Source organism: Terrabacter lapilli (assembly GCF_039531305.1).
Lineage (GTDB): Bacteria > Actinomycetota > Actinomycetes > Actinomycetales > Dermatophilaceae > Terrabacter > Terrabacter lapilli.
On sequence record NZ_BAAAPU010000004.1, the window covers coordinates 90,875 to 113,978 of the forward strand.

General features: G+C 71.6%; 21 protein-coding genes. 17 read left to right on the top strand and 4 right to left on the bottom strand.

The annotated features are described in order from the left end of the window. Positions 1-45: 45 nt before the first annotated feature. The 4 genes from ABD241_RS06585 to ABD241_RS06600 all read left to right on the top strand — a co-directional run bounded on the left by ABD241_RS06585 (position 46) and on the right by ABD241_RS06600 (position 3,989). Positions 46-1,218, top strand: a complete 1,173-nt coding sequence (locus tag ABD241_RS06585) for a glycosyltransferase family 4 protein (protein WP_344059933.1) — start codon at positions 46-48, stop codon at positions 1,216-1,218. After that, positions 1,215-1,766, top strand: coding sequence for a hypothetical protein (locus tag ABD241_RS06590; RefSeq protein ID WP_142185529.1), 552 nt, complete (start codon positions 1,215-1,217; stop codon positions 1,764-1,766). Before ABD241_RS06585 ends, ABD241_RS06590 begins: the two co-directional genes overlap by 4 nt. 140 nt (positions 1,767-1,906) lie before the next feature. After that, entirely contained in the window at positions 1,907-2,860 is a 954-nt protein-coding gene (gene pdxS, locus ABD241_RS06595) for a pyridoxal 5'-phosphate synthase lyase subunit PdxS (protein ID WP_344059710.1), read from the top strand. Between the two features lie 112 nt (positions 2,861-2,972). Beyond that, positions 2,973-3,989 (top strand): DUF4037 domain-containing protein, encoded by a 1,017-nt coding sequence (locus ABD241_RS06600; RefSeq protein WP_344059712.1) that lies wholly within the window; start codon positions 2,973-2,975, stop codon positions 3,987-3,989. On the opposite strand, the gene kynU is transcribed toward ABD241_RS06600, so the two are convergent. Continuing rightward, positions 3,982-5,235 (bottom strand): kynureninase, encoded by a 1,254-nt coding sequence (gene kynU / locus ABD241_RS06605; protein ID WP_344059714.1) that lies wholly within the window; start codon positions 5,233-5,235, stop codon positions 3,982-3,984. The two genes, ABD241_RS06600 and kynU, sit on opposite strands and share 8 nt — an antisense overlap. A gap of 149 nt (positions 5,236-5,384) precedes the next feature. Between kynU and pdxT the strand changes: the two genes are divergently transcribed. From pdxT to ABD241_RS06655, 10 genes are all read left to right on the top strand, one after another. Beyond that, a complete protein-coding gene (gene pdxT, locus ABD241_RS06610; RefSeq protein ID WP_425580708.1) occupies positions 5,385-6,101 on the top strand; it encodes a pyridoxal 5'-phosphate synthase glutaminase subunit PdxT in 717 nt (238 codons plus the stop codon). Beyond that, positions 6,098-6,856 carry a YebC/PmpR family DNA-binding transcriptional regulator gene (locus tag ABD241_RS06615; RefSeq protein ID WP_344059716.1) on the top strand — a complete coding sequence of 253 codons (759 nt, stop codon included), beginning with the start codon at positions 6,098-6,100 and terminating at the stop codon, positions 6,854-6,856. The genes pdxT and ABD241_RS06615 overlap by 4 nt, the downstream gene beginning before the upstream one ends. 180 nt (positions 6,857-7,036) lie before the next feature. After that, the gene (ruvC, locus tag ABD241_RS06620) at positions 7,037-7,705 is read left to right on the top strand and encodes a crossover junction endodeoxyribonuclease RuvC (protein ID WP_344059718.1); all 669 of its coding nucleotides are present in this window, start codon (positions 7,037-7,039) and stop codon (positions 7,703-7,705) included. Further along, positions 7,702-8,304 carry a Holliday junction branch migration protein RuvA gene (gene ruvA, locus ABD241_RS06625; RefSeq protein ID WP_344059720.1) on the top strand — a complete coding sequence of 201 codons (603 nt, stop codon included), beginning with the start codon at positions 7,702-7,704 and terminating at the stop codon, positions 8,302-8,304. Before ruvC ends, ruvA begins: the two co-directional genes overlap by 4 nt. Beyond that, positions 8,301-9,434 carry a Holliday junction branch migration DNA helicase RuvB gene (gene ruvB, locus ABD241_RS06630; RefSeq protein WP_344059722.1) on the top strand — a complete coding sequence of 378 codons (1,134 nt, stop codon included), beginning with the start codon at positions 8,301-8,303 and terminating at the stop codon, positions 9,432-9,434. The genes ruvA and ruvB overlap by 4 nt, the downstream gene beginning before the upstream one ends. Before the next feature lie 248 nt (positions 9,435-9,682). Continuing rightward, entirely contained in the window at positions 9,683-10,033 is a 351-nt protein-coding gene (gene yajC / locus ABD241_RS06635; RefSeq protein WP_344059724.1) for a preprotein translocase subunit YajC, read from the top strand. Between the two features lie 7 nt (positions 10,034-10,040). Then, positions 10,041-11,969, top strand: a complete 1,929-nt coding sequence (secD, locus tag ABD241_RS06640) for a protein translocase subunit SecD (RefSeq protein WP_344059726.1) — start codon at positions 10,041-10,043, stop codon at positions 11,967-11,969. Continuing rightward, positions 11,966-13,138 (top strand): protein translocase subunit SecF, encoded by a 1,173-nt coding sequence (secF, locus tag ABD241_RS06645; RefSeq protein ID WP_344059728.1) that lies wholly within the window; start codon positions 11,966-11,968, stop codon positions 13,136-13,138. Before secD ends, secF begins: the two co-directional genes overlap by 4 nt. A 54-nt stretch (positions 13,139-13,192) precedes the next feature. Continuing rightward, positions 13,193-13,717 carry an adenine phosphoribosyltransferase gene (locus tag ABD241_RS06650; protein WP_344059730.1) on the top strand — a complete coding sequence of 175 codons (525 nt, stop codon included), beginning with the start codon at positions 13,193-13,195 and terminating at the stop codon, positions 13,715-13,717. A 28-nt stretch (positions 13,718-13,745) separates the two neighbouring features. Beyond that, positions 13,746-16,031 (top strand): RelA/SpoT family protein, encoded by a 2,286-nt coding sequence (locus tag ABD241_RS06655; protein WP_344059732.1) that lies wholly within the window; start codon positions 13,746-13,748, stop codon positions 16,029-16,031. A 192-nt stretch (positions 16,032-16,223) separates the two neighbouring features. Here ABD241_RS06655 and ABD241_RS06660 read toward each other — a convergent pair whose 3' ends face one another. Together ABD241_RS06660 and ABD241_RS06665 are read right to left on the bottom strand one after the other, a co-directional pair. After that, the gene (locus ABD241_RS06660) at positions 16,224-17,999 is read right to left on the bottom strand and encodes a DUF349 domain-containing protein (protein ID WP_344059734.1); all 1,776 of its coding nucleotides are present in this window, start codon (positions 17,997-17,999) and stop codon (positions 16,224-16,226) included. Beyond that, positions 17,996-18,853 carry a peptidylprolyl isomerase gene (locus ABD241_RS06665; protein WP_344059736.1) on the bottom strand — a complete coding sequence of 286 codons (858 nt, stop codon included), beginning with the start codon at positions 18,851-18,853 and terminating at the stop codon, positions 17,996-17,998. The genes ABD241_RS06660 and ABD241_RS06665 overlap by 4 nt, the downstream gene beginning before the upstream one ends. A 138-nt stretch (positions 18,854-18,991) precedes the next feature. On the opposite strand from ABD241_RS06665, the gene ABD241_RS06670 reads away from it, so the two are divergent. Both ABD241_RS06670 and hisS read left to right on the top strand, forming a co-directional pair. After that, complete coding sequence (locus ABD241_RS06670) at positions 18,992-19,693, top strand: MBL fold metallo-hydrolase (RefSeq protein ID WP_344059738.1); 702 nt, start codon at positions 18,992-18,994, stop codon at positions 19,691-19,693. Further along, the gene (hisS, locus tag ABD241_RS06675; protein ID WP_344059740.1) at positions 19,690-21,048 is read left to right on the top strand and encodes a histidine--tRNA ligase; all 1,359 of its coding nucleotides are present in this window, start codon (positions 19,690-19,692) and stop codon (positions 21,046-21,048) included. The genes ABD241_RS06670 and hisS overlap by 4 nt, the downstream gene beginning before the upstream one ends. Before the next feature lie 81 nt (positions 21,049-21,129). Here hisS and ABD241_RS06680 read toward each other — a convergent pair whose 3' ends face one another. Continuing rightward, positions 21,130-21,738 (bottom strand): hypothetical protein, encoded by a 609-nt coding sequence (locus ABD241_RS06680; RefSeq protein ID WP_344059742.1) that lies wholly within the window; start codon positions 21,736-21,738, stop codon positions 21,130-21,132. Between the two features lie 239 nt (positions 21,739-21,977). On the opposite strand from ABD241_RS06680, the gene ald reads away from it, so the two are divergent. Then, entirely contained in the window at positions 21,978-23,093 is a 1,116-nt protein-coding gene (gene ald / locus ABD241_RS06685; protein ID WP_344059744.1) for an alanine dehydrogenase, read from the top strand. Positions 23,094-23,104 lie beyond the last annotated feature (11 nt).

Genomic DNA, 23,104 nt, shown 5'->3' on the forward strand with positions numbered 1-23,104 from the left:
GGCCGGCGCGCCGGCGGCCGGCGCGCCGGCGGCCGGGCTCACGCCATGAGGATCGGCATCGTCTGCCCGTACTCGTTCGACGTCCCCGGCGGGGTGCAGTTCCACGTCCGCGACCTGGCCGAGCACCTCATCGGGCTGGGGCACGAGGTGTCGGTGCTCGCGCCCGCCGAGAGCGACACCGAGCTGCCTGCCTACGTCACGTCGGCCGGCCGGGCCACGGCCGTTCGCTACAACGGCTCAGTGGCGAGGCTCAACTTCGGGCCCGTCAGTGCCTCGAAGGTCAGCCGGTGGCTCGACGCCGGCAACTTCGACGTGCTGCACCTGCACGAGCCGGTCACCCCGAGCATCAGCGTCCTCGCGCTGATGGCGGCGGACGGGCCCATCGTCGCCACCTTCCACACCTCGATGCTCCGGTCGCGCTCGATGCAGGCGGCCTACCCCATCATCCGGCCGAGCCTGGAGAAGATCGCCGGGCGCATCGCCGTCAGCGAGGACGCCCGGCGCACCGTCACGACCCACGTCGGCGGAGACGCGGTCGTGATCCCCAACGGGGTCTACGTCGACCGCTTCGCCGACGCACCACGGCGGGCGCCGTGGATCGGCACGCCGGCATCGCCCACCATCGCCTTCCTCGGCCGCATGGGCGAGCCCCGCAAGGGACTGCCGGTGCTTGCCGCGGCCCTGCCCGCCGTGCTGCGCGAGATCCCGCGGCTGCGCGTCCTCGTGGCCGGCCCCGGTGACATGGACGAGGTCACGGAGGGCTGGCCCGTCGAGGTCAGGGCGGCCTGCCAGTTCCTCGGCTCCGTGTCCGACGACGACAAGGCCTCGCTGCTCGCCTCGGTCGACGTGTACGTCGCACCCAACACCGGCGGCGAGAGCTTCGGCATCATCCTCATCGAGGCGATGAGCGCCGGGGCCTGCGTGCTCGCCAGCGACCTGCCGGCCTTCTCGCGAGTGCTCGACGGCGGCACGGCCGGTGCGATGTTCGCCAACGAGCAGCCGGCCGAGCTCGCCCGCGTGCTCGTGGACCTGCTCCGCCGTCCCGACCGGCGTGCGACCCTGGCCGCCGCCGGGCAGCACCGCGCGCGGCTCTTCGACTGGTCCGTGGTCGCCGACGAGATCCTCGCCGTGTACGAGACGGTCATCGAGGGACGCGCCGCGGCCCAGTGGGAGCCGCAAGGGCGCTGGAACCGCTTCCTGCGAGGGGGTGGCCGATGAGCGAGGTCCTCTCCTGGGTCTTCGCGGTCCTGTTCGTCCTCGTCGTGGCGGCCTGGTACCTCTCCTACACCGCCGCCCGGCTCGACCGGCTGCACGTGCGGCTCAGCGGCACCCTCGCTGCGCTCGACGCCCGTCTCGTCCGCCGGGCCGAGGCCGCCGTCGAGCTCGCCAACAGCGGCCTGCTCGACGGCGCCACGTCGCTGATCCTCGCCAACGCCGCGGCCGGGTCGCTCGAGGCACCGGCCGACCACGGCGAGGAGCGCGAGCTCGCCGAGAACGACCTCACCGAGGCGCTCGACCTCGCCCTGACGCCCGACGTCGTGGCCGAGCTGCGCTCGACCCCACTCGGCCAGGACGTCCTCGCCCGGGTCGGCTCGGCCTGCACGCGCGTGCAGCTGGCGCGGCGGTTCCACAACGACGCCGTCACCGACGTCCGGCGCGTGCGGCGCAAGTGGGCCATCCGCCTCTTCCACCTCGCCGGCCACACGCCGATGCCGCACACCGTCGAGTTCAACGACGAGGCGCCGGAGCACCTCACCCCGGTGTGAGCCGGGCGGGCGGCGGAGAGCACGCGCGCCGGCGGCCCGCAGCTCGCTGTGGCTGCCTGACGGACCGTGTCGTGGGCACCCGGCACGGGGGCCTACCCTTTGTGGCAGCACCACTCCAGTACACGGGAAAGCAGGACATCGTGAGCACCACCCCGACCTCGGGCAGCACCCCCGCCGGTGACCAGCAGTCCGGCACGAGCGCGACCGCCACGAGCACGACCGGCACGACTCGCGTCAAGCGCGGCATGGCCGAGATGCTCAAGGGCGGCGTCATCATGGACGTCGTCACCGCCGAGCAGGCCCGCATCGCCGAGGACGCCGGCGCCGTCGCCGTCATGGCCCTCGAGCGCGTCCCGGCCGACATCCGCGCCCAGGGCGGCGTGTCGCGCATGAGTGACCCCGACATGATCGACAGCATCATCGAGGCCGTCTCGATCCCCGTCATGGCCAAGGCCCGCATCGGCCACTTCGTCGAGGCCCAGGTGCTCCAGAGCCTCGGCGTCGACTACATCGACGAGTCCGAGGTGCTCACCCCGGCCGACTACGCGAACCACATCGACAAGTGGCAGTTCACGGTGCCCTTCGTCTGTGGCGCCACCAACCTCGGCGAGGCGCTGCGCCGCATCACCGAGGGCGCGGCGATGATCCGTTCCAAGGGCGAGGCCGGCACCGGCGACGTCTCCAACGCGACGACGCACATGCGCAAGATCCGCCAGGAGATCCGCCGCCTCCAGAGCCTGCCCGAGGACGAGCTCTACGTCGCGGCCAAGGAGCTGCAGGCCCCCTACGACCTCGTCAAGGAGGTCGCCGAGGCCGGCAAGCTGCCCGTCGTGCTCTTCACGGCCGGTGGCATCGCGACCCCCGCCGACGCGGCGATGATGATGCAGCTCGGCGCCGAGGGCGTCTTCGTCGGCTCCGGCATCTTCAAGTCGGGCAACCCGGCCCAGCGCGCCGAGGCGATCGTCAAGGCGACGACCTTCCACGACGACCCCGACGTCATCGCCAAGGTCTCCCGTGGCCTCGGCGAGGCCATGGTCGGTATCAACGTCGACGAGATCCCGCAGCCGCACCGGCTCGCCGAGCGCGGCTGGTGACCTCCGCACTCCGAGCCACCTGCTGACGTATGCCGTCGCGCCCGACCGGGCGTGGCGGCATACGTCGTCGTGGGCGCGGTCAGCCGGGCCTCGGGCTGGCACGATCGACGGCATGGACCCCTCCGGCACCGAGCTGTCGCGCGCGTACTTCGAGCAGGTCGTCGAGCCGCTCGTACGCCGGCGCCGGCCGGAGATGCCCCTGGCCGCAGCGCGGCTCGGCGCCGGGTCCGAGGTGCTCGGGCTCGACGACACGATGTCGCGCGACCACGACTGGGGCCTGCGGCTCGACCTGCTCGTCCCGGCGGACGCCGTGGCCGAGGTCGAGGCACACCTGACGCAGAGCCTTCCCGTCTCGTTCGCGGGTCACCCGACCCGGTTCGCCACGACGTGGGACCCCGTGGTGCGCCACCGGGTCCAGGTGCAGACCGCGAGAGAGCTCGCGGTCGCACGCCTCGGCGTCGACCCGACTGCCGGGCTGACCCTGGACGACTGGCTCTCGCTGACCGGGCAGGCCGTGCTCGAGGTCACCGGCGGGGAGGTGTTCGCCGACGTCGCCGGAGAGCTCACCGGCATACGGCGACGGCTCGAGTGGTACCCCGATGACCTGTGGCGGCACGTCGTCGCGACCGACTGGGCCCGTCTCGCCCAGGAGCTGCCCTTCGTGGGCCGGACGGGCGACCGTGGTGACGACCTCGGGTCGCGAGTCGTGGCGGCCCGGCTGGTCGGGATCGCCATGCACCTCGGTCACCTGCTCGAGCGACAGTGGCCGCCCTACGCCAAGTGGCTCGGCACCAGCTTTGCGCGGCTCCCACGGGCGAGCGCGGCGGCGGGGCCGCTGGAGGCAGCCCTCGCCGCTGACCACTGGCGCGAGCGCGAGTCCGGGCTCGTCGATGCTCTGCGCGTGCTCAGCCGGGTGCAGGCCGACGTCAAGCTGCCCACCGTCGACGACCCCGTCGAGCCGTTCTGGGACCGGCCCTACCAGGGAGTCCGCGAGGCCACCGTCAGCCTCCTGGCCGACAGCATCCGCGACCCGGACGTGCGGTCGCTGCCGCGCGGCGTCGGCTCGGCGGAGCAGTGGAGCGACAACGTCGACGTGCTGGTCGACGCGTCGCTCCGGCGCCTCAGGTGACGGCGCCGCGCTCGGCGAACTCGGGGCGCTCGAACTCGTGCCCGTCGAGCACCTCCTTGACGTGCATCGCCGCGCGCACGGCGTCGACGTGCGTGACGTAGAGCGGCGCGAAGCCGAGCCGGATGATGTCGGGCTCACGGAAGTCGCCGATGAAGCCGCGGACGATCAGGGCTTGCACGACGGCGAACGCCTGCGGGTGGCGCAGCGACACCTGGGACCCGCGGCGCTCCGGCTCGCGGGGAGTCGCGAGCGGCAGGTCGACGCCGAGGGCGTCGAGTGCGTCGATGAAGGCTCCCGTCACCGAGAGCGAGGCGGCGCGCACGTCGGCGGGGGAGAGCCCGTCGTATGCCGTCAGCGCCGCCTCGAGCGCGAGCAACGACAGCAGGGGCGGGGTGCCGACGCGGGCGCGGGTGATGCCGGGCGCCGGCTCGTAGTCCGGCCGCATGGCGAAGGGGTGGGCGTGTCCCTGCCAACCGGTCAACGGCTGGTCGAAGTCGTCCTGGTGGCGTGAGGCGACGTAGAGGAAGGCCGGCGCACCGGGACCGCCGTTGAGGTACTTGTAGCCGCAGCCGACGGCGAGGTCCGCACCGCCCGCGTCGAGGTCCACCTCGACGACACCGGCGGAGTGGCACAGGTCCCAGCACGCCAGGGCGCCGACGTCATGCGCTGCAGCGGTGATGGCGCGCAGGTCCCACAGCTCACCGGTGCGGTAGTCGATGCTCGAGTACGAGACGAGGGCGAGGGCGTCACCGACCTCGGCGACGGCGGTGACCGCGTCGCGCGGGTGGACCCGTCGGACCTCGAGCCCGGCCAGTGACGCGGCAGACTCGGTCATGTAGAGGTCCGTCGGGAACGAGTCGGGATCGGTCAGCACCACGGTCCGCCCCGGTCGCAGCCGAGCGGCGCCGATGACGGCCTTGAAGAGGTTGACGGAGGTCGAGTCGGTGACGACGACCTGGCCGGGAGCGGCGCCGACCAGTCGGCCGACGCGGTCGCCGACGCGGGTCTGCGCACCCCACCAGTCCGCCTCGTTCCAGGAGCGGATCAGCCGCTCGCCCCACTGCCGGTGCATGACGGCGTCGACGACCGGGGGCACCGCCCTCGGGAGGGCGCCCAGCGAGTTGCCGTCGAGGTAGATGACGCCCTCGGGAAGGGAGAAGAGCTCGCGCGTGCCGCGCAGGGGAGAGGTGTCGTCGGCCTGCTGCGCGCCGGCGATGAGGGCGTCGTGGGTGTGCACCGTCGTCATGGCCGCAACGTATCCGGTGCACCGGCCGCGATGTCAGGTCGGTCGGCCTTCGTGTCTGGTGACCGAGACAGTGACCGAGACAGTGACCGGAGGGCCGCCCTCCGCCACCCGTGGCGAGACCTCACGCGTGCCCGTTCTACCCTGAGGCGGTGAGCACGACGACCAGCACCGCCCGCCCGGCTCCGGCCGGGGCTGCCCCCGAGCAGTCGAAGCCCCGGATCGGCGTCCTGGCGGTGCAGGGGGACGTGCGCGAGCACCTCGCGGCCCTCACCGCGCTCGGCGCCGACGCCGTCACGGTGCGCCGGCCGGCGGAGGTGGAGGCGATCGACGCCCTGGTGATCCCCGGCGGCGAGTCCACGGTGATGGACAAGCTCGTGCGCGCGTTCGAGCTGCGCGAGCCGCTGCTGCGGCGCCTCGCGGACGGGATGCCGGCCTACGGCTCCTGCGCGGGGATGATCATGCTGGCCGACCGCATCGCCGACGGACGCCCCGACCAGCAGACCCTGGGCGGTCTGGACATCACGGTGCGCCGCAACGCGTTCGGCCGCCAGGTCGACTCCTTCGAGCAGGACCTCGACTACGCCTGGAGCACTCCGGGCAACACCGGTACCGTGCACGCCGTCTTCATCCGCGCCCCGTGGGTCGAGGAGGCCGGCCCCGACGTGCAGGTGCTCGCCCGCGTGAGCGAGGGGCAGGCCGCCGGTAGGATCGTCGCGGTCCGGCAGGGCAACCTCATGGCCACGTCCTTCCACCCGGAGGTGGGGGCCGACCGCCGGATCCACGCCGAGTTCGTCTCGATCGTCAGAGAGCACCGACTCCAGCAGTCGGGCGCACGCCAGTCACCGGAACGCGAGGACACTGCATGAGCGGCCACTCCAAATGGGCCACCACGAAGCACCAGAAGGCGGCCAAGGACGCCAAGCGCGGCAAGCTCTTCGCCAAGCTCATCAAGAACATCGAGGTCGCGGCTCGTCAGGGCGGCGCTGACCCCGCCGGCAACCCGACGCTCTACGACGCCATCCAGAAGGCGAAGAAGACGTCCGTCCCCAACGACAACATCGACCGCGCAGTCAAGCGCGCCTCGGGTGCCGAGGCGGGCGCAGCCGACTGGCAGACGATCATGTACGAGGGCTACGCCCCCAACGGTGTCGCCGTGCTCATCGAGTGCCTCACCGACAACCGCAACCGCGCCGCGGCCGAGGTGCGCACCGCCCTGACCCGCAACGGTGGCCAGCTCGCCGACCCGGGCTCCGTGTCCTACGTCTTCAACCGCAAGGGCGTCGTGACCGTCCTCAAGGAGGCCGGCTCCGAGGACGAGATCCTCGAGGTCGTGCTCGAGGCGGGCGCCGAGGAGGTCAACGACAACGGCGACACGTGGGAGATCATCTCCGAGGCCACCGACTTCGTCGCGGTCCGCACGGCCCTCCAGGACGCCGGCATCGACTACGAGTCGGCCGAGGCGTCGTTCGTGCCCAACCTGCAGGTGCCGCTCGACCTCGACGGGGCCAAGAAGATGATCCGCGTCATCGAGGCGCTCGAGGACAGCGACGACGTCCAGAACGTCTACGCCAACGGCGACATCCCCGACGACGTCCTGGCCGAGCTCGACGACGAGGAGTGACCGGGCTGCTGGGCCCGCAGGTCCGGCAGGACCACAGAGCAGGAGGCACGCCGGCGCCCGGCGTGCCTCCCGTCCTTTCGGGGCCCGCCCGTTAGCGTTGTCCCGAACACGTGTTCGGATCGCCCCAGCCCGTCCCGACCGATCGTCACCCGCCGTCCCCAGCACCCGAGGAGGTATGCCGTGCGCGTCCTCGCGGTCGACCCCGGGCTCACCCGGTGCGGCGTCGGCGTCGTCGACGGCGTCCCCGGCCGCAAGCTGTCCCTCGTGGAAGTCGGGGTGATCCGCACGCCGTCCGGCGATCCCACGCCGAAGCGCCTCGTCGCCGTCGAGGACGAGATGCGGCAGTGGTTCGCCCGGCACCGGCCCGAGGCGGTGGCCATCGAGCGCGTCTTCGCCGACACCAACGTCTCGACGGTCATGGGCACCGCCCAGGTGACGGGGATCGTCATGATCATCGCCGAGAGACTCGGCCTGCCCGTCACCCTGCACACCCCGACCGAGGTCAAGGCCGCGGTCAGCGGCAACGGTCGGGCCGACAAGGCGCAGGTGACCACGATGGTGACTCGGCTTCTCGGTCTGGAGACCCCGCCCAAGCCCGCCGATGCCGCCGACGCGCTCGCCCTCGCCATCTGCCACGTGTGGCGCGGCGGCACGCAGAGCAGGCTCGAGGAGGCTCGTCTCGAGGTGCTCGCGCGCACGGGCAGCCGGGGGAGCGGCATACCCCGCCGGGTCCCTCCGGGGGCCGCGCCACCCGTGCAGCGACTGCGGGCGGCGACGACCCAGCCCGCCCGCACCCGACCCGGCACCGACCGACCCCAGCAACCGCACCCTGGAGCCCAGCCCCGATGATCGCCTCGCTCTCCGGAACCGTCCTCAAGGTCGGCCTCGACTCGCTCGTGGTCGGCGTGGGAGGTGTCGGGATGCTCGTCCACACCACGCCCGCCACAGCAGCCTCCGTGCGACTCGGCCAGCCCACCGAGCTCGCCACCACGCTCGTCGTGCGGGAGGACTCGCTGACCCTCTACGGCTTCGCCACCGACGACGAGAAGCACGTCTTCGAGACCGTGCAGACGGTGTCAGGCGTCGGGCCACGCCTGGCACTCGCTGTCCTGGCGGTCCACTCGCCCGACGCGGTGCGGGTGGCCCTCGGCACCGGAGACCTCGCCGCGCTGACCAAGGTGCCCGGCATCGGGAAGAAGGGCGCAGAGCGCATGGTGCTGGAGCTGAAGGACAAGCTCGGCGCCCTGCCCGGCTCGGCCGGGCAGGCTGCACCGGTCCAGCTCGGCACCGGCGAGGCCTGGCGTGAGCAGGTGCGCGAGGCGCTGGTCGGCCTCGGCTGGACGATCCGCCAGGCCGATGACGCGCTCGACAAGGTCGCGCCCCTGGCGGCGGACGGCGCCGGCGTCTCGGCGCTGCTGCGGGCGGCTCTGCAGGAGCTGGGCCGATGAGCGTCGGTTCGTGGGGCAGTGACGCCGAGGCCGAGCGGCAGGTCTGGGACGACGGCTCCTTCGACGCGACCGCCCGGATCGTCGACGCCGGGGGCGACACCGACGAGCGGCAGGTCGAGGCGGCCCTGCGCCCGAAGCGGCTCGACGAGTTCCCCGGACAGAGCCGTGTGCGGGACCAGCTCGGCCTCGTCCTCAAGGCCGCCAAGCGTCGCGGCACGCCTCCCGACCACGTCCTGCTCTCCGGGCCCCCCGGCCTCGGCAAGACCACGCTCGCGATGATCGTCGCCGGCGAGCTCGAGCAGCCGATCCGCATCACCTCCGGACCGGCGATCCAGCACGCGGGAGACCTCGCCTCGGTCCTCTCGTCGCTGGCCGAGGGCGAGGTCCTCTTCCTCGACGAGATCCACCGCATGTCGCGCTCCGCCGAGGAGATGCTCTACCTCGCGATGGAGGACTTCCGCGTCGACGTCATCATCGGCAAGGGCCCGGGCGCGACGGCGATCCCGCTGGAGCTGCCGCCCTTCACGGTCGTCGGCGCCACCACGCGGGCGGGCCTGCTGCCCGCCCCGCTTCGCGACCGCTTCGGCTTCACCGGTCACCTCGACTACTACGCCGCCGCCGACCTCGTCACCATCCTGCAGCGCTCCGCGCGGCTGCTGGGCCTCGAGGCCGACGACGACGGCATCCGCGAGATCGCGCTGCGCTCACGCGGCACGCCCCGCATCGCCAACCGCCTGCTGCGCCGCGTCCGCGACTGGGCCCAGGTCCACGGCGAGGACCGCGTCACGCACGCGGCCGCGCGCCAGGCGCTCGAACTCTTCGACGTCGACGAGCGCGGCCTCGACCGGCTCGACCGCGCCGTCCTCGAGGCCCTGTGCCGCCGCTTCAACGGCGGACCGGTGGGGCTCTCGACCCTCGCCGTCTCCGTGGGGGAGGAGCCCGACACCGTCGAGACCGTCGCCGAGCCATACCTCGTGCGTGAGGGCTTCATGGTGCGCACCCCGCGCGGTCGCGCGGCCTCCAGCCTCGCGTGGGAGCACCTCGGGCTGACCCCGCCGGTCGACGCGCAGTCGATGTGGGCCGCGACGCTGCCCATCGACGACGCCGGCGGCGGCCGTTTCGAGGGTTGAGGAGTGCGGACCGACCCGCATCGCCGAAGTGGCCCGGAACGCTGCCAAAACGTGACACGTCGCTGCACCGGGTGCGTGGCGTCTCGTCTGACAAACTGCACCCGCGCACGTAGACTCCTGCGGGCACCATCGCCGCTGCCGCGGCACCATCCGGTGCTCCCGGTCGTTGACGCGACATCCGACCCAGACCGACGGGTTGTGGCGCGCGGGTGCGACGACCGGACGACACGATGAAGGACTGAGCTGACATGAACAACAACGGGAGCTTCTCGTTGCTGATTTTCGCCTTGCCTCTGCTGCTCCTCGGCTGGCTGTTCTACACCCAGAACAAGCGGATGAAGCAGGCACGAAACTTCAGCTCGGCCCTCAGCGTCGGTGACCGCGTGATCACCTCCTCCGGCATCTTCGGCACCGTCAAGCACCTCGACGACACCAGCGCCTGGCTCGAGGTCGCAGAGGGCACCACCATCCGGATCGACCGCCGCGCCGTCGCGATGAAGCAGGCCGACACCCCCGGCGCCCCCGGCACAGGCGCCGTCGAGGGCGGCAGCACCGACGACCCCGGCTCCACGCCGGGCATCCAGCAGAACGGTCAGTGAGGGTTTCGTGGCACGCAGCTCCACCAAGAAGTCCGCGAGGCGCCACCTCCTCGCGCTGGTCGTCGTCATCCTCGCCCTCGCCGGCCTCGCCGGCGGCCTCACGAAGTGGGGCGGCGGCTCGCTGACACCGCGCCTCGGGCTCGACCTCGAGGGCGGCACGGAGCTCGTGCTCCAGCCACAGCTCGTGGGCAACCAGACGATCAGCGAGGGCCAGGTCAACCGGGCCGTCGACATCATCCGCCAGCGCATCGACGCCAACGGCGTGAGCGAGGCCGAGATCGCGACCCAGGGCGGTCGCAACATCGTCGTGTCCATCCCCGGCTCGCCGACCGCCGAGCAGCTCGACGCCCTGAAGAAGCCGTCGCAGCTGCGCTTCCGTGCGGTGTTCGTGCAGGCGCTCGACCAGAACTCCAGCAAGGCCAACCCCACCCCGAGTGGCGCGCCGGGCGGGACGACCACCCCGTCCGCGACGCCGTCGGGCTCCGCCACCCCCAAGGCGACCGCCTCGGCCACGCCGTCCGCGTCCAAGACCGCCCAGAACGGCGTCGTGCCCGAGGCACTCCGCGCAGCCACCACGGCCGCCACGCCGACACCGGGCTCCTCGGGGGGCACCCCGTCGGGCAAGGCCACCTCGCCCGCACCCGCGCCGGCACCCGCGCCGGCACAGACGCCTCCGGCGCCCACGCCCGCACAGGCCGAAGCAGCCGTGAAGGAGCAGGCGAGCAAGGGCCTGGTCGGGATGGGCTGGGACAAGGCGAAGGCCGACGCCGCGGCTGCCAAGGTCGCCAAGGCATACACCGCCCTCAACTGCTCGGCTCCCGGTGCCCTGGACAAGGTCGTCGACGACCCGTCGCAGCCCATCGCCACCTGTGGCGAGGACCGCGTCACCAAGTACGTCCTCGGCCCGAGCGAGATCGACGGCAGCGAGATCGCCGACGCCACCAGCGGCTACCAGCCCGGCCCCAACGGCCAGCCCACCTCGATCGTCGAGGTGGCGCTGTCGTTCAAGGACGCCGGCAAGGCGAAGTTCGCGGCCGTGACCAAGCGCCTGTTCGCCCTGCAGGGGCAGACCCCGCTCGACCAGTTCGCGGTCGTGCTCGACAAGGCCGTCATCACGGCCCCGCAGGCCCGCGCCGTCATCACCGACGGTCGCGCCTCCATCACCGGCTCGTTCACCATCGACTCGGCCAAGCAACTCGCCGAGCAGCTGAAGTTCGGTGCCCTGCCGATCTCGTTCGCCCTGCAGACGCAGGACAACATCACCCCCCAGCTGGGTGAGGAGCAACTGCGCATCGGCCTGCTCGCCGGCCTGATCGGCCTGCTGCTGGTCGTGGTCTACTCGCTCCTGCAGTACCGCGCCCTCGGCATGGTCACCGTCGCCTCGCTCGTGGTCGCCTCGGTCATCACCTACCTCGCGGTCACGGTGCTCGGCACAACCCACGGCTTCCGCCTCACCATGGCGGGTGTCACAGGCCTCATCGTCGCCATCGGTGTCACCGCCGACAGCTTCATCGTCTACTTCGAACGCATCCGCGACGAGGTGCGCGACGGGCGCCCGCTCGTCGCGGCCGTCGAGACCGGCTGGCGACGCGCCCGACGCACCATCATCGCCGCCGACGCCGTCAACTTCATCGCGGCCCTGGTGCTCTACCTGCTGGCCTCGAGCAACGTGCGCGGCTTCGCGTTCACCCTCGGGCTCACCACCCTGATCGACCTGCTCGTCGTCATGCTCTTCACGCACCCGACGGTGCAGCTGCTGGCCCGCACGAAGTTCTTCGGCGGCGGGCACAAGTGGTCCGGGCTCGACCCGCAGCGCCTCGGCGCCAAGGAGTCGGTCCGCTACCGCGGGCGCGGCCAGTTCGGGGCTCCCGGCGCCCAGCGCCCGCCCGCCACCGTGGGCTCGGCCCGCCTCGCCGAGGGGAAGGCCCAGGCATGATCAACTTCGCCCAGGTCGGCAACGACCTCTACACCGGCAAGCGCTCGATCGACTTCATCAAGCGCCAGAAGACCTGGTACGCCCTCTCCGGCGTGCTCATCGTCCTCGCCCTCGTCGGCATCTTCGTCAAGGGCCTCAACTTCGGCATCGAGTTCAGCGGTGGTTCGGAGTTCCGCGTCCAGGGCGTGACCAACAGCCAGGGCTACGAGGAGAAGGCGCAGTCCGCCATCTCCACGGCGGGCATCCCGGGCAACGTCACCTCGACGATCATCGGCCAGAACACCGTCCGCGTGCAGTCGGAGGCGGCCTCGGACCGCACCGACGAGGCGCGCACGGCCCTGGCCAAGCAGTTCGGCGTCAACGAGAGCTCGGTCAGCGCCTCGCTGATCGGCCCCTCGTGGGGTGAGTCGGTGAGCCAGCAGGCCATCCGTGGCCTCGTGGTGTTCCTCGTCCTCGTGACCATCGTGATGGCGCTCTACTTCCGCACGTGGAAGATGGCCGTCTCGGGGCTCGTGGCCCTGCTTCACGACCTCGTCATCACGGTCGGCATCTACGCCCTCTTCGGGTTCGAGATCACGCCGTCGTCGATGATCGGCTTCCTCACGATCCTCGGCTACTCGCTCTACGACACCGTCGTCGTCTTCGACAAGGTGCGCGAGAACACCACCGAGGCGTTCCGCACCAGGCGCATGACGTACTCCGCGGCGGCCAACCTGGCCGTCAACCAGACGCTGGTCCGCTCGATCAACACCACGGTCGTCGCGCTCCTGCCCATCGCCGCGGTGCTCTTCGTCGGCTTCACGCTGCTCGGCCCGGGCACGCTGCTCGACCTGTCGCTCGCCCTGTTCATCGGTATCGCCGTCGGCGCCTACTCGTCGATCTTCATCGCGACGCCGCTGCTCGTCGACCTGCGCCGCAACGAGCCGGCAGTGCGCGAGCTGGACAAGTACGTCGCGCGCCATGGCGCGAAGGCACGTCCCGAGACCCCGGAGGGGGCACCCGAGCCGGTGGCCGTCGGTGCGGACACGACCGGGGCGGCTGCCGCCGGGGAGTCGGCCTCCGGCGCCTCCGCTGCGACCCCCGCGCCCGGCGCGGCCAGGCCGGTGCACAAGTACGCCCAGGCGGGCCCGCGCAACCAGCCCAAGCGCGCCCCGAAGTCGCGCCGCTGAACGCGGCCCACAACGGCCACGTGCACGGCCTCGCACACCCAGACAGGAGACGGCGTGAGCCAGATCAGTGACCTCGTGGCCGGCAAGCTGCGTGACATCCCGGACTTCCCCAAGCCGGGGGTGGTGTTCAAGGACTTCACGCCGCTCTTCGCCGACGGCCCGGCGTTGCGCGAGCTCGTGCGCGACATCGCCCAGCGGTATGCCGGCTCCGTCGACGTCATCGTCGGCATCGAGGCTCGCGGCTTCATCCTCGGCGCCGCGGTCGCCTACGAGCTCGGGCTCGGGATGGTGCCGGTGCGCAAGGCCGGCAAGCTGCCGGGGGAGACGCTGCGCGAGTCCTACGCCCTCGAGTACGGCACGGCCGAGATCGAGGTCCACACCGACGCGTTCCAGCCGGGGCAGCGCGTCCTCGTCATCGACGACGTGCTGGCGACCGGCGGCACCGCCGAGGCGACCGCCCTGCTCGTGGAGCGGGCCGGGGCCAAGGTGGCCGCGATCGAGGTGGTCCTCGAGCTGTCCTTCCTCGAGGGCCGCAAGCGCCTGGCTCACCACCCCGTCAACGCGATCCTCACGGTGTGACCCCGGCGGCAACGCCTAGACTCTGTTCATGAGCGAGGACGTCCGCAGCGAGCTGTCCACCCCGTCGCGGGTGCGGGCGCGCTTCGCGCGGTTCGGGGCCACCCGCCCGGCGGGCAACCCCGTGCTCGAGCCGCTCACGACGGCGGTCCGCCAGAACCACCCGAAGGCCGACCTCTCGGTCATCGAGCGGGCGTATGCCGTGGCCGAGCGCGCGCACCAGGGGCAGATGCGCAAGAGCGGCGACGCCTACATCACGCATCCCCTCGCCGTCGCGACGATCCTCGCCGAGCTCGGCATGACCCCGCCCACCTTGGCGGCGGCGCTGCTGCACGACACCGTCGAGGACACGGCATACGGCCTCGACGAGCTGCGCCGCGACTTCGGCGACGAGATCGCGATGCTCGTCGACGGGGTCACCAAGCTCGACAAGGTCACCTACGGCGAGGCGGCCCAGGCCGAGACCGTGCGCAAGATGGTCATCGCGATGGCGCGCGACATCCGCGTCCTCGTCATCAAGCTCGCCGACCGGCTGCACAACGCGCGCACGTGGCGCTACGTCAGCGCCGAGTCCGCCAAGCGCAAGGCCAACGAGACGCTCGAGATCTACGCGCCGCTCGCGCACCGCCTCGGCATGAACACCATCAAGTGGGAGCTCGAGGACCTCTCGTTCGCGACGCTCTACCCGAAGGTCTACGACGAGATCGTGCGCCTGGTCGCCGAACGCGCCCCGGCTCGCGAGGAGTACCTCGCGGGTGTCCGGGCCCAGGTGACCGAGGACCTGGCGGCGGCCAAGATCAAGGCGGTCGTGACCGGCCGGCCCAAGCACTACTACTCCGTGTACCAGAAGATGATCGTGCGCGGCCGTGACTTCGAGGAGATCTACGACCTCGTCGCCGTCCGCGTCCTCGTCGACACGGTGCGCGACTGCTACGCCGCCCTCGGCGCCCTCCACTCGCGGTGGAACCCGGTCCCCGGCCGGTTCAAGGACTACATCGCGATGCCGAAGTTCAACATGTACCAGTCGCTGCACACGACGGTCATCGGCCCGCAGGGCAAGCCGGTCGAGATCCAGATCCGGACGCACACGATGCACCGACGGGCCGAGTACGGCGTCGCCGCGCACTGGAAGTACAAGGACCAGAACAACGGCGGCGGGACCGCCCGGCCGGGCGAGGTCACCCCGCAGAACGACATGGCGTGGCTGCGCCAGCTGCTCGACTGGCAGCGCGAGACCGAGGACCCCGGCGAGTTCCTCGACTCGCTGCGCTTCGAGATGGGCAGCAGTGAGGTCTACGTCTTCACCCCCAAGGGGTCGGTCGTCGCCCTCCCCGTCGGCGGCACCCCCGTCGACTTCGCGTATGCCGTGCACACCGAGGTCGGGCACCACTGCATCGGCGCGCGCGTCAACGGCCGCCTGGTGCCGCTCGAGTCGACGCTCGAGAACGGCGACGTCGTCGAGGTGCTGACCTCCAAGGCCGACGGCGCCGGCCCCTCGCGCGACTGGCTGCAGTTCGTCAAGAGCCCCCGCGCCCGCAACAAGATCAAGCAGTGGTTCAGCAAGGAGCGGCGCGAGGAGGCCATCGAGGCCGGCAAGGACTCGATCGCCAAGGCGCTGCGCAAGCAGAACCTCCCGTTGCAGCGGCTGATGAGCCACGACTCGATGACGGCCGTCGCCACCGACCTGCGCTACCAGGACATCGAGGCGCTGTATGCCGCCGTGGGCGAGGGACACGTCTCCGCGCAGCACGTCGTCAGCAAGGTCGTCGCCTCGATGGGCGGCGTCGACGGCGCCACGGAGGACCTCGCCGAGGCCACGGTCCCGACCCGGGCAGCATCCCGCCGGCGCGCCGGTGACCCCGGGGTCGTGGTCGTCGGCACGGCCGACGTGTGGGTCAAGCTCGCCAAGTGCTGCACGCCGGTGCCCGGCGACCCGATCATCGGCTTCGTGACGCGCGGCAACGGCGTCTCGGTGCACCGTGTCGACTGCACCAACGCCGACCAGCTGACGGCCAACCCCGAGCGCCTGATCGACGTCGAGTGGGCGCCGAGCTCAGCCAGCGTCTTCCTCGTGCAGCTGCAGGTCGAGGCCCTCGACCGCAACCGGCTGCTCAGCGACGTGACGCGCGTGCTGTCCGACCAGCACGTCAACATCCTGTCGGCCTCGGTGCAGACCTCCCGCGACCGGGTCGCCATCTCCCGATTCACCTTCGAGATGGGCGACCCTGCGCACCTCGACCACGTGATCAAGGCGGTGCGCCGCATCGACGGCGTCTTCGACGTCTACCGCGTCAACGGCGGCAAGTCGACCATGTGACGTCGCCGGCCGGGGGACACAGGCCACCGGTTGCGACGAACCGCCCGCTCGACGTACGAAAGTGCCCACACGACCAGCAAGTCGAGTGGGCACTTTCATGCATTCGTCCACAGGCCGCCTGTGCCCAGATGTGGCAAAGTGCCCACTCGACCTCGGAGTCGAGTGGGCACTCTGCTGCACGCGAGGGGACGCTCAGCCGCCGAACTCGGCGACGCCGGCGCGGGCCTGGTCCAGCCACACCTGACGGGCCTCGAGGGCCTCGCGGGCCTTCTTCACCTTGCTCGCGTTGCCCGACGCCTCGGCCTTGGCCAGGTCGTCCTGCAGGTCGGCGACCGCGCGCTCGAGCTGGTCGACCATCGCCCGGGCACGCGCCGCGACCTCGGGGTTGCTCGACTTCCACTTGCGGTCCTCGGCGTCACGCACCGCCTGCTCGACGCGACGCATCGCCTTCTCGACCCGCTCCATGTCGGCGCGGGGCACCTTGCCGGCCGCGTCCCACTTGTCCTGGATGACGCGCAGCTGTGCCTTGGCCTTCTCGAGGTCGGTCACGGGCAGGATCGCCTCGGCCTCGACGAGCAAGGCCTCCTTGACGGCGAGGTTGCCGCGGTACTGCTCCTCCTCGGCGGCAACGACCTCGTCCTTCGCGGCGAAGAAGCGGTCCTGCGCGGCCTTGAAGCGGGCCCACAGCTTGTCGTCGTCGGCGCGGCTGGCCCGGCCGGCGCGTCGCCAGTCGTCCATGAGGCGCTTGAAGGCGCCCGCCGTGGCAGCCCAGTCGGTGCTCGTCGAGAGCTTCTCGGCCTCGGCGACCAGACGCTCCTTCGTGGCCTTGGCCTCGGCGTGCTGCGCGTCCAGCCCGGCGAAGTGGCTGCGCCTGGCCTTGTCGAAGCTGTTGCGCGCGGCGCTGAACCGCTGCCACAGGGCGGACTCGGTCTCACGGTCGAGACGGGTGGCGGAGCGCTGGTGCGCCTTCCACTCGTCGAGCAGCTCACGCATACGCGCGCCGCTGGTCTTCCACTGGATGCGCTGCTCGGGCTGCGCGGCGATTGTCTCGGCCTCCGCGACGATCTTCTCGCGCTCGGCCGTCGCGGCCGCGCGCGCCTCGGCACGGTGCTGCTGCTCGACGTTGCGCTTGGCGGCCAGGCCCGACTGGATCTCGTCGAGCTTGGTGGCCAGGGCGTCGAGGTCGCCGACGACGGCCGCCTCCTTCACCTGGGCGGCGAGGGTCTTGAGGCCCTCGGCGACGTCCTTGGAGGGGACCTCCGGCTGCGACAGCCGCTGCTCCAGGAGCACGGCCGAGGCGAACAGCTCGTCGTACTTGCGGGCGAAGTAGGTCAGGGCCTCCTGGTCGCTGGCGCCGGGATAGGAGCCGACCTCGTGCTCCTCGCCGTCACGGGTGCGGACGTAGACGGTGCCGTTCTCGTCGACCCGGCCGAAGGCGGCCGACGCGGAGTGGTCGGTCGTGATCGGGGCGGGTGCCGCCGGCGTGACCGCCGGGTGCGGCACGGCCTTGGCCAGGGCAGCCGGAGTCGGGATCGCGGACGGCTTCGGGATGCTCGCGGGCGTGGGCGCGGGCGTGGGCGCGCTCGGTGCCGGCTCGCTCACCGGCGCCTCGGTCGCGGCCTCCTCGGTCGAGGCTGCCGGAGGCTCGGGCGCTTCTGCCGTGTCACCCACCTCGGTGCTGCTGACCGACGCGACGGTGTCGGCGAGCTCGGCCTCCGCCGCGGCCGCCTGCTCGACGGGTGCCGACGCCGTGGTGGTGTCCATCGTCTCGGCGTTCTCGGCCGCCGGGGTCACCGCGGCCTGCTCTGCGGCCTGCTCTGCGGCCTGCTCTGCGGCCTGCTCTGCGGCCTGCTCTGCGGCCTGCTCTGCCGCCTGCTCTGCCGCCTGCTCTGCCGGCTGCTCGGACTCGGGCTGCGAGTCCGAGACCGGGGTCTCGTCAGCGGGCTCGGGGTGCTGGATGTCGCTCATGCCTTCTTCTCCGTCACGCTGACGCTGAGGATGCTGATCGGGGACACGGGGGTGCCGTCCTGCGGGCTGGGGGGCAGGGCCTTGTTGGCGGCGATCTCCTCGACGATGTCGAGGCCCTTGGTGACCTTCCCGAAGATCGTGTAGCCCCCACCGTCGGTGGGCAACTGCGTTTCCTTGTAGGTGATGAAGAACTGGCCACCGTTGCTGTTCGGGTCCTGGGTGCGCGCCATGGCGAGGACGCCCTTGGGGTACTTGCCGTCCTTCGGGGCGTTCTCGATGCCGAAGCCGTAGCCGGGGCCGCCCTGGCCGGTGCCGGTCGGGTCGCCGCACTGCAGGACGTAGATGCCCTCGGTGGTGACGCGGTGGCAGGGGCTGGGAGCCCAGTAGCCGGTCTTGGCGAGGTTGAGGAACGAGGCGACGGTCTGCGGGGCCTTGACGCCGTCGAGCTCGAGGGTGATGTCGCCGCACGTGGTCTTCACGGTCGCGACGAACGTCTTGCCCGCGGCCGTCGACTTGGGCGGCACCTGAGTCTGCTTCTTGGGCGTGGCCTGCAGCGGCGGGGGAGCCGTGCAGCCGGCGGCCAGCTTCTGCCCGGACTGCAGGCCGCCCTTGCCCGCGCCCGTGCTGGTGGCGCTGCTCGCAGGCGTCGTGGCGCCCCCGGCGGCGGGCGTCGGCGTGTCGGAGCTGCCGACGAGCTTGGGCACGGCGATGACCGCAGCGATGACGAGGATGACCGCGAGGATCACACCGAAGACCTGCTTGTCGCGGGTCGCGTCGCCCACCGGGGGCTTGGCGGTCTTCAGCTGTTCCTCGTGGCGGCGGCGCGCACGTGCGCGTTCCTGCTCTTTGGTCACGAACCTCTCCTCGTACGGGCCCCGTGGGTTGTCCCCGGGCGTTCGGTCATTTTAGGGAACGAGTGCGTGACTGGTGCGGCGGGAGGGTCACGAGTGCGTGACATCTCCCGGGCGGAAAGCCGTCGCTAGGCTCCTCGGGTGCTGACCATCGCGTTCCCGGCCCTGGCCTTCGACACCAACTGCTACGTCCTGGCGCCGCAGGCGGGGGAGGAGTGCGTCGTCGTCGACCCGGGCGTCGGCGTGGTCGAGACGCTGCGCGAGGTCCTCGCGGAGCACCGGCTGCGACCGGCCGCGGTGCTGCTCACCCACGGGCACGTCGACCACGTCTACTCGGTGACGCCCGTCTGCGGCTCGGACACGGCCGCCTACATCCACGCCGACGACCGCTACCGGCTGCACGACCTGCTCGGACGGACCAACCCCGGGCTCATCGCCATGTTCGAGCAGCAGTTCGGCGCCGCTGCGACGTGGACCGAGCCGAGCAACGTCGTCGAGATCGGCGACGGCACGCGCCTCACGCTGGCCGGCCTCGACTTCGACGTGCTGCACGCGCCGGGGCACACCGAGGGCTCGGTGATGTTCGGCATCGACCGCGTGCCGGACGGGCTCCGCGGGCAGGTCGACGTCGACCGCACCATGGTGACGGGCGACGTCCTCTTCGCCGGCTCGGTCGGCCGCACCGACCTGCCGGGCGGTGACCCGGCGGCCATGCAGCGCAGCCTGCGCGACGTCGTGCTGCCCCTGCCCGACACGACGCTCGTGCTGCCGGGCCACTACCAGGCCACGACGATGGGCCACGAGCGGGCGACGAACCCCTACCTGAGAGACTTGCCCGCGTGAGCACGCGCCCCCCGTCGAAGAGCACCGCCAAGGTCACCCCGATCAGCGGCTTCCCCGAGTACCTCCCGTCCGAGCGCATCGTCGAGCAGCGCTTCCTCGACGTCATCCGCGAGACGTTCGAGCTGCACGGGTTCTCCTCGATCGAGACGCGCTCCATCGAGCCGATCGAGCGCCTGAGCTCGCAGGGGGAGGACGCCGACAAGGAGATCTACGCCGTCTCCCGCCTCGCCGGCGGGAGTGACGACGACGCCCGCTGGGGCCTGCACTTCGACATGACCGTGCCGTTCGCCCGCTACGTGCTCGAGAACGCCGGCAAGCTCGCCTTCCCGTTCCGCCGCTACCAGATCCAGAAGGCGTGGCGCGGCGAGCGCCCGCAGGAGGGTCGCTACCGCGAGTTCACCCAGGCCGACATCGACGTCGTCGACGTCGGGCAGCTCTCGCCGCACTTCGAGGCGGAGATGCCGCTCGTCATCGCCGACGTCTTCAGCAAGTTCCCGGTCGGCGAGTTCGTCATCCAGGTCAACGACCGCAAGATCCCCAACGGCTTCTACCAGGGCATCGGCATCACCGACGTCATCGGGACGCTGCGCATCGTCGACAAGCTCGACAAGATCGGCCCCGAGAAGGTCAAGGCGCTGCTCGTCGAGTCGGGCACGACGCCGGAGCAGGCGGACCAGTGCCTCGCCCTCGCCGGCATCCGCTCCACCGACCTCTCCTTCGTCGAGCAGGTGCGCGCGCTCGGCGTCGAGCACCCGCTGCTCGACGAGGGGCTCGAGTCGCTCGCCAACGTCATCCGCACCGGCCTGGCCCACGCGCCGGGCAAGCTGGTCGCCGACCTGCGCATCGCGCGCGGCCTCGACTACTACACCGGCACGGTCTACGAGACGCAGTTCGTGGGGCACGAGTCGTGGGGCTCCTTCTGCTCCGGCGGCCGCTACGACGCCCTGGCGAGCGACGGCCGCAACACCTACCCCGGCGTCGGCATCTCGATCGGCGTCACCCGCATCCTCGGGCTGCTCATCGGCCGGGGCCTGGTGACGGCCTCGCGCTCGACGCCCGCCGCGGTCCTCGTCGCCCTGACGGATGACGACGCCCGCGAGGGCGCCGTCGCGGTCGCGTCGGCGTTGCGTGGACGGGGCATCGCCTGCGAGGTCGCCCCGTCGGCCGCACGCTTCGGCAAGCAGATCCGCTACGCCGAGCGGCGCGGCATCCCCTACGTCTGGTTCCCCGGCGCGGGGGAGTCCGGCGACGAGGTCAAGGACATCCGCTCCGGGGAGCAGGTGCCGGCGTCGGCCGACTCGTGGACGCCGCCGGCCGAGGACCTGCGCCCCCTCGTGACGCGCGTCGCGGACTGAGGACCGAACGCCCGAACGCCGCCGGGTCGTACGCGCCGCAGTCCCTGCGCGTACGGCCCGGCCGCGACGTTGCCCGTTCCCTCAGCCGGACGGCGGGCGCAGCCCCTCGTCGCGCAGCTCCAGGGTGGCCAGCTCGCGGATGACGGCGGTGTCGCCGCGTCGCCAGGCCCCGGCCGGGTCGTCGCTGACCCGCGCGAGCACGTTCAACGGCTGGCGCGACATGGCGCGCAGGGCGAAGAGGTCGAGGTCCTCGCTCGAGTCGAGGAAGCGCTGCGCGGCAGACGCCCTGCGGACGAACCCCACACGCACGTAGAGCCACAGCGACACGACCAGCACGATCGGCACGGCGGCCACCACGAGGCCGAGGACGAGCGCCACCCGCTCGACCGTCGTGGCCATCGACGTGCCGGCCGCGCTCAGCGTGGTGCCCGACTGGGCGGCCTGTCCCAGCCACTGCTTCAGCTGGTCGCCGACGAGCGGGAGCTGGCCGGCCTGCTCGCCGGCGCCGCTGAGGGAGCTGTGGACCGAGGTGCCCGCCGCGGTGAGCGAGTCCGCCGGTCCGCGCAGCTCGACGACCACGTCGTGCGTCTGGCGCCCGAGCCACACCCACAGGCCCACCCAGAGCAGGACGAGGACGTCGGACAGCAGCTGGCGCGTCCGACGGGCGGGTGCGTCGGCGTACAGCTTCATGTGGACTGCTTCATGCGTCTGGCTCCTTCGACGGTGGCGGCACCAACCTACGGGGACGGCGCAGCTCTCACACTGGCGGAGACACCCGCCGAGCGCGTCGCCCGGCGGTGGTGAAAGTGCCGAGTCCGTCCTGACGCGTCTTGCATGGTGGATAGAGTTGGGCTCGCCGGTCAGCGTGGACCGGACCTGCTCACGAGCACTCACGAGCACGGATCACCAGAGAAGGAAGTGCGCCAGACATGAAGGTCGGCATTCCCCGCGAGGTCAAGAACAACGAGTACCGCGTGGCCATCACGCCCTCCGGCGTCCACGAGCTGACCGAGCACGGTCACGAGGTCCTCGTCGAGAAGGATGCCGGCGTCGGGTCCCAGATCAGCGACGACGACTACGTCGCCGCGGGCGCTCGCATCATCGGCTCGGCCGACGACGTCTGGGGCGAGGCCGACATGGTGCTCAAGGTCAAGGAGCCCGTGGCCGAGGAGTACCACCGGATGCGTGAGGGCCTGACCCTCTTCACCTACCTGCACCTCGCCGCCGACAAGCCGCTGACGGAGGAGCTCGTCAAGCGCAAGGTCACCGGCATCGCGTACGAGACGGTCCAGCTGCCCTCCGGCGGATTGCCGCTGCTCTACCCGATGTCCGAGGTCGCGGGCTGCCTCGCGCCGCAGGTCGGCGCGCACGCACTGATGCGGGCCCAGGGCGGCCGAGGCGTGCTGATGGGCGGTGTCGGTGGCGTGGCCAACGCCAAGGTCGTCATCCTCGGCGCCGGCGTCTCGGGACAGAACGCGGCCAACATCGCGCTCGGCATGGGCGCGGACGTGACCCTGCTCGACACCGACCTCGACAAGCTGCGCATGTCGTTCTGGCGCTACGACAACCGGGTGCACGGCCTCGCCTCCTCGCGGCTGACCGTGCAGGAGCAGGTGCTCCAGGCCGACATGGTGATCGGTGCGGTGCTGATCCCGGGCGCGGCCGCCCCGAAGCTCGTCTCCAACGAGCTGGTCTCCCAGATGAAGCCCGGCTCCGTGCTCGTCGACATCGCCATCGACCAGGGCGGGTGCTTCGAGGACAGCCACGCGACGACGCACGCCGACCCCACCTACACCGTGCACAACTCAGTCTTCTACTGCGTCGCGAACATGCCCGGCGCCGTGCCCAACACGTCGACGTACGCCCTGACGAACTCGACCCTGCCGTATGCCGTGAAGCTGGCCAACCAGGGCTGGCAGGAGGCGCTGCGCGGCGACCACGCGCTGGCGCTCGGGCTCAACACCCATGACGGGCACGTCACGTACGCCGGCGTCGCCGAGGCCCACGGGATGGAGTCGGTGTCGCTCGAGGAAGCGCTGTCCTGACCCAGCAGGTC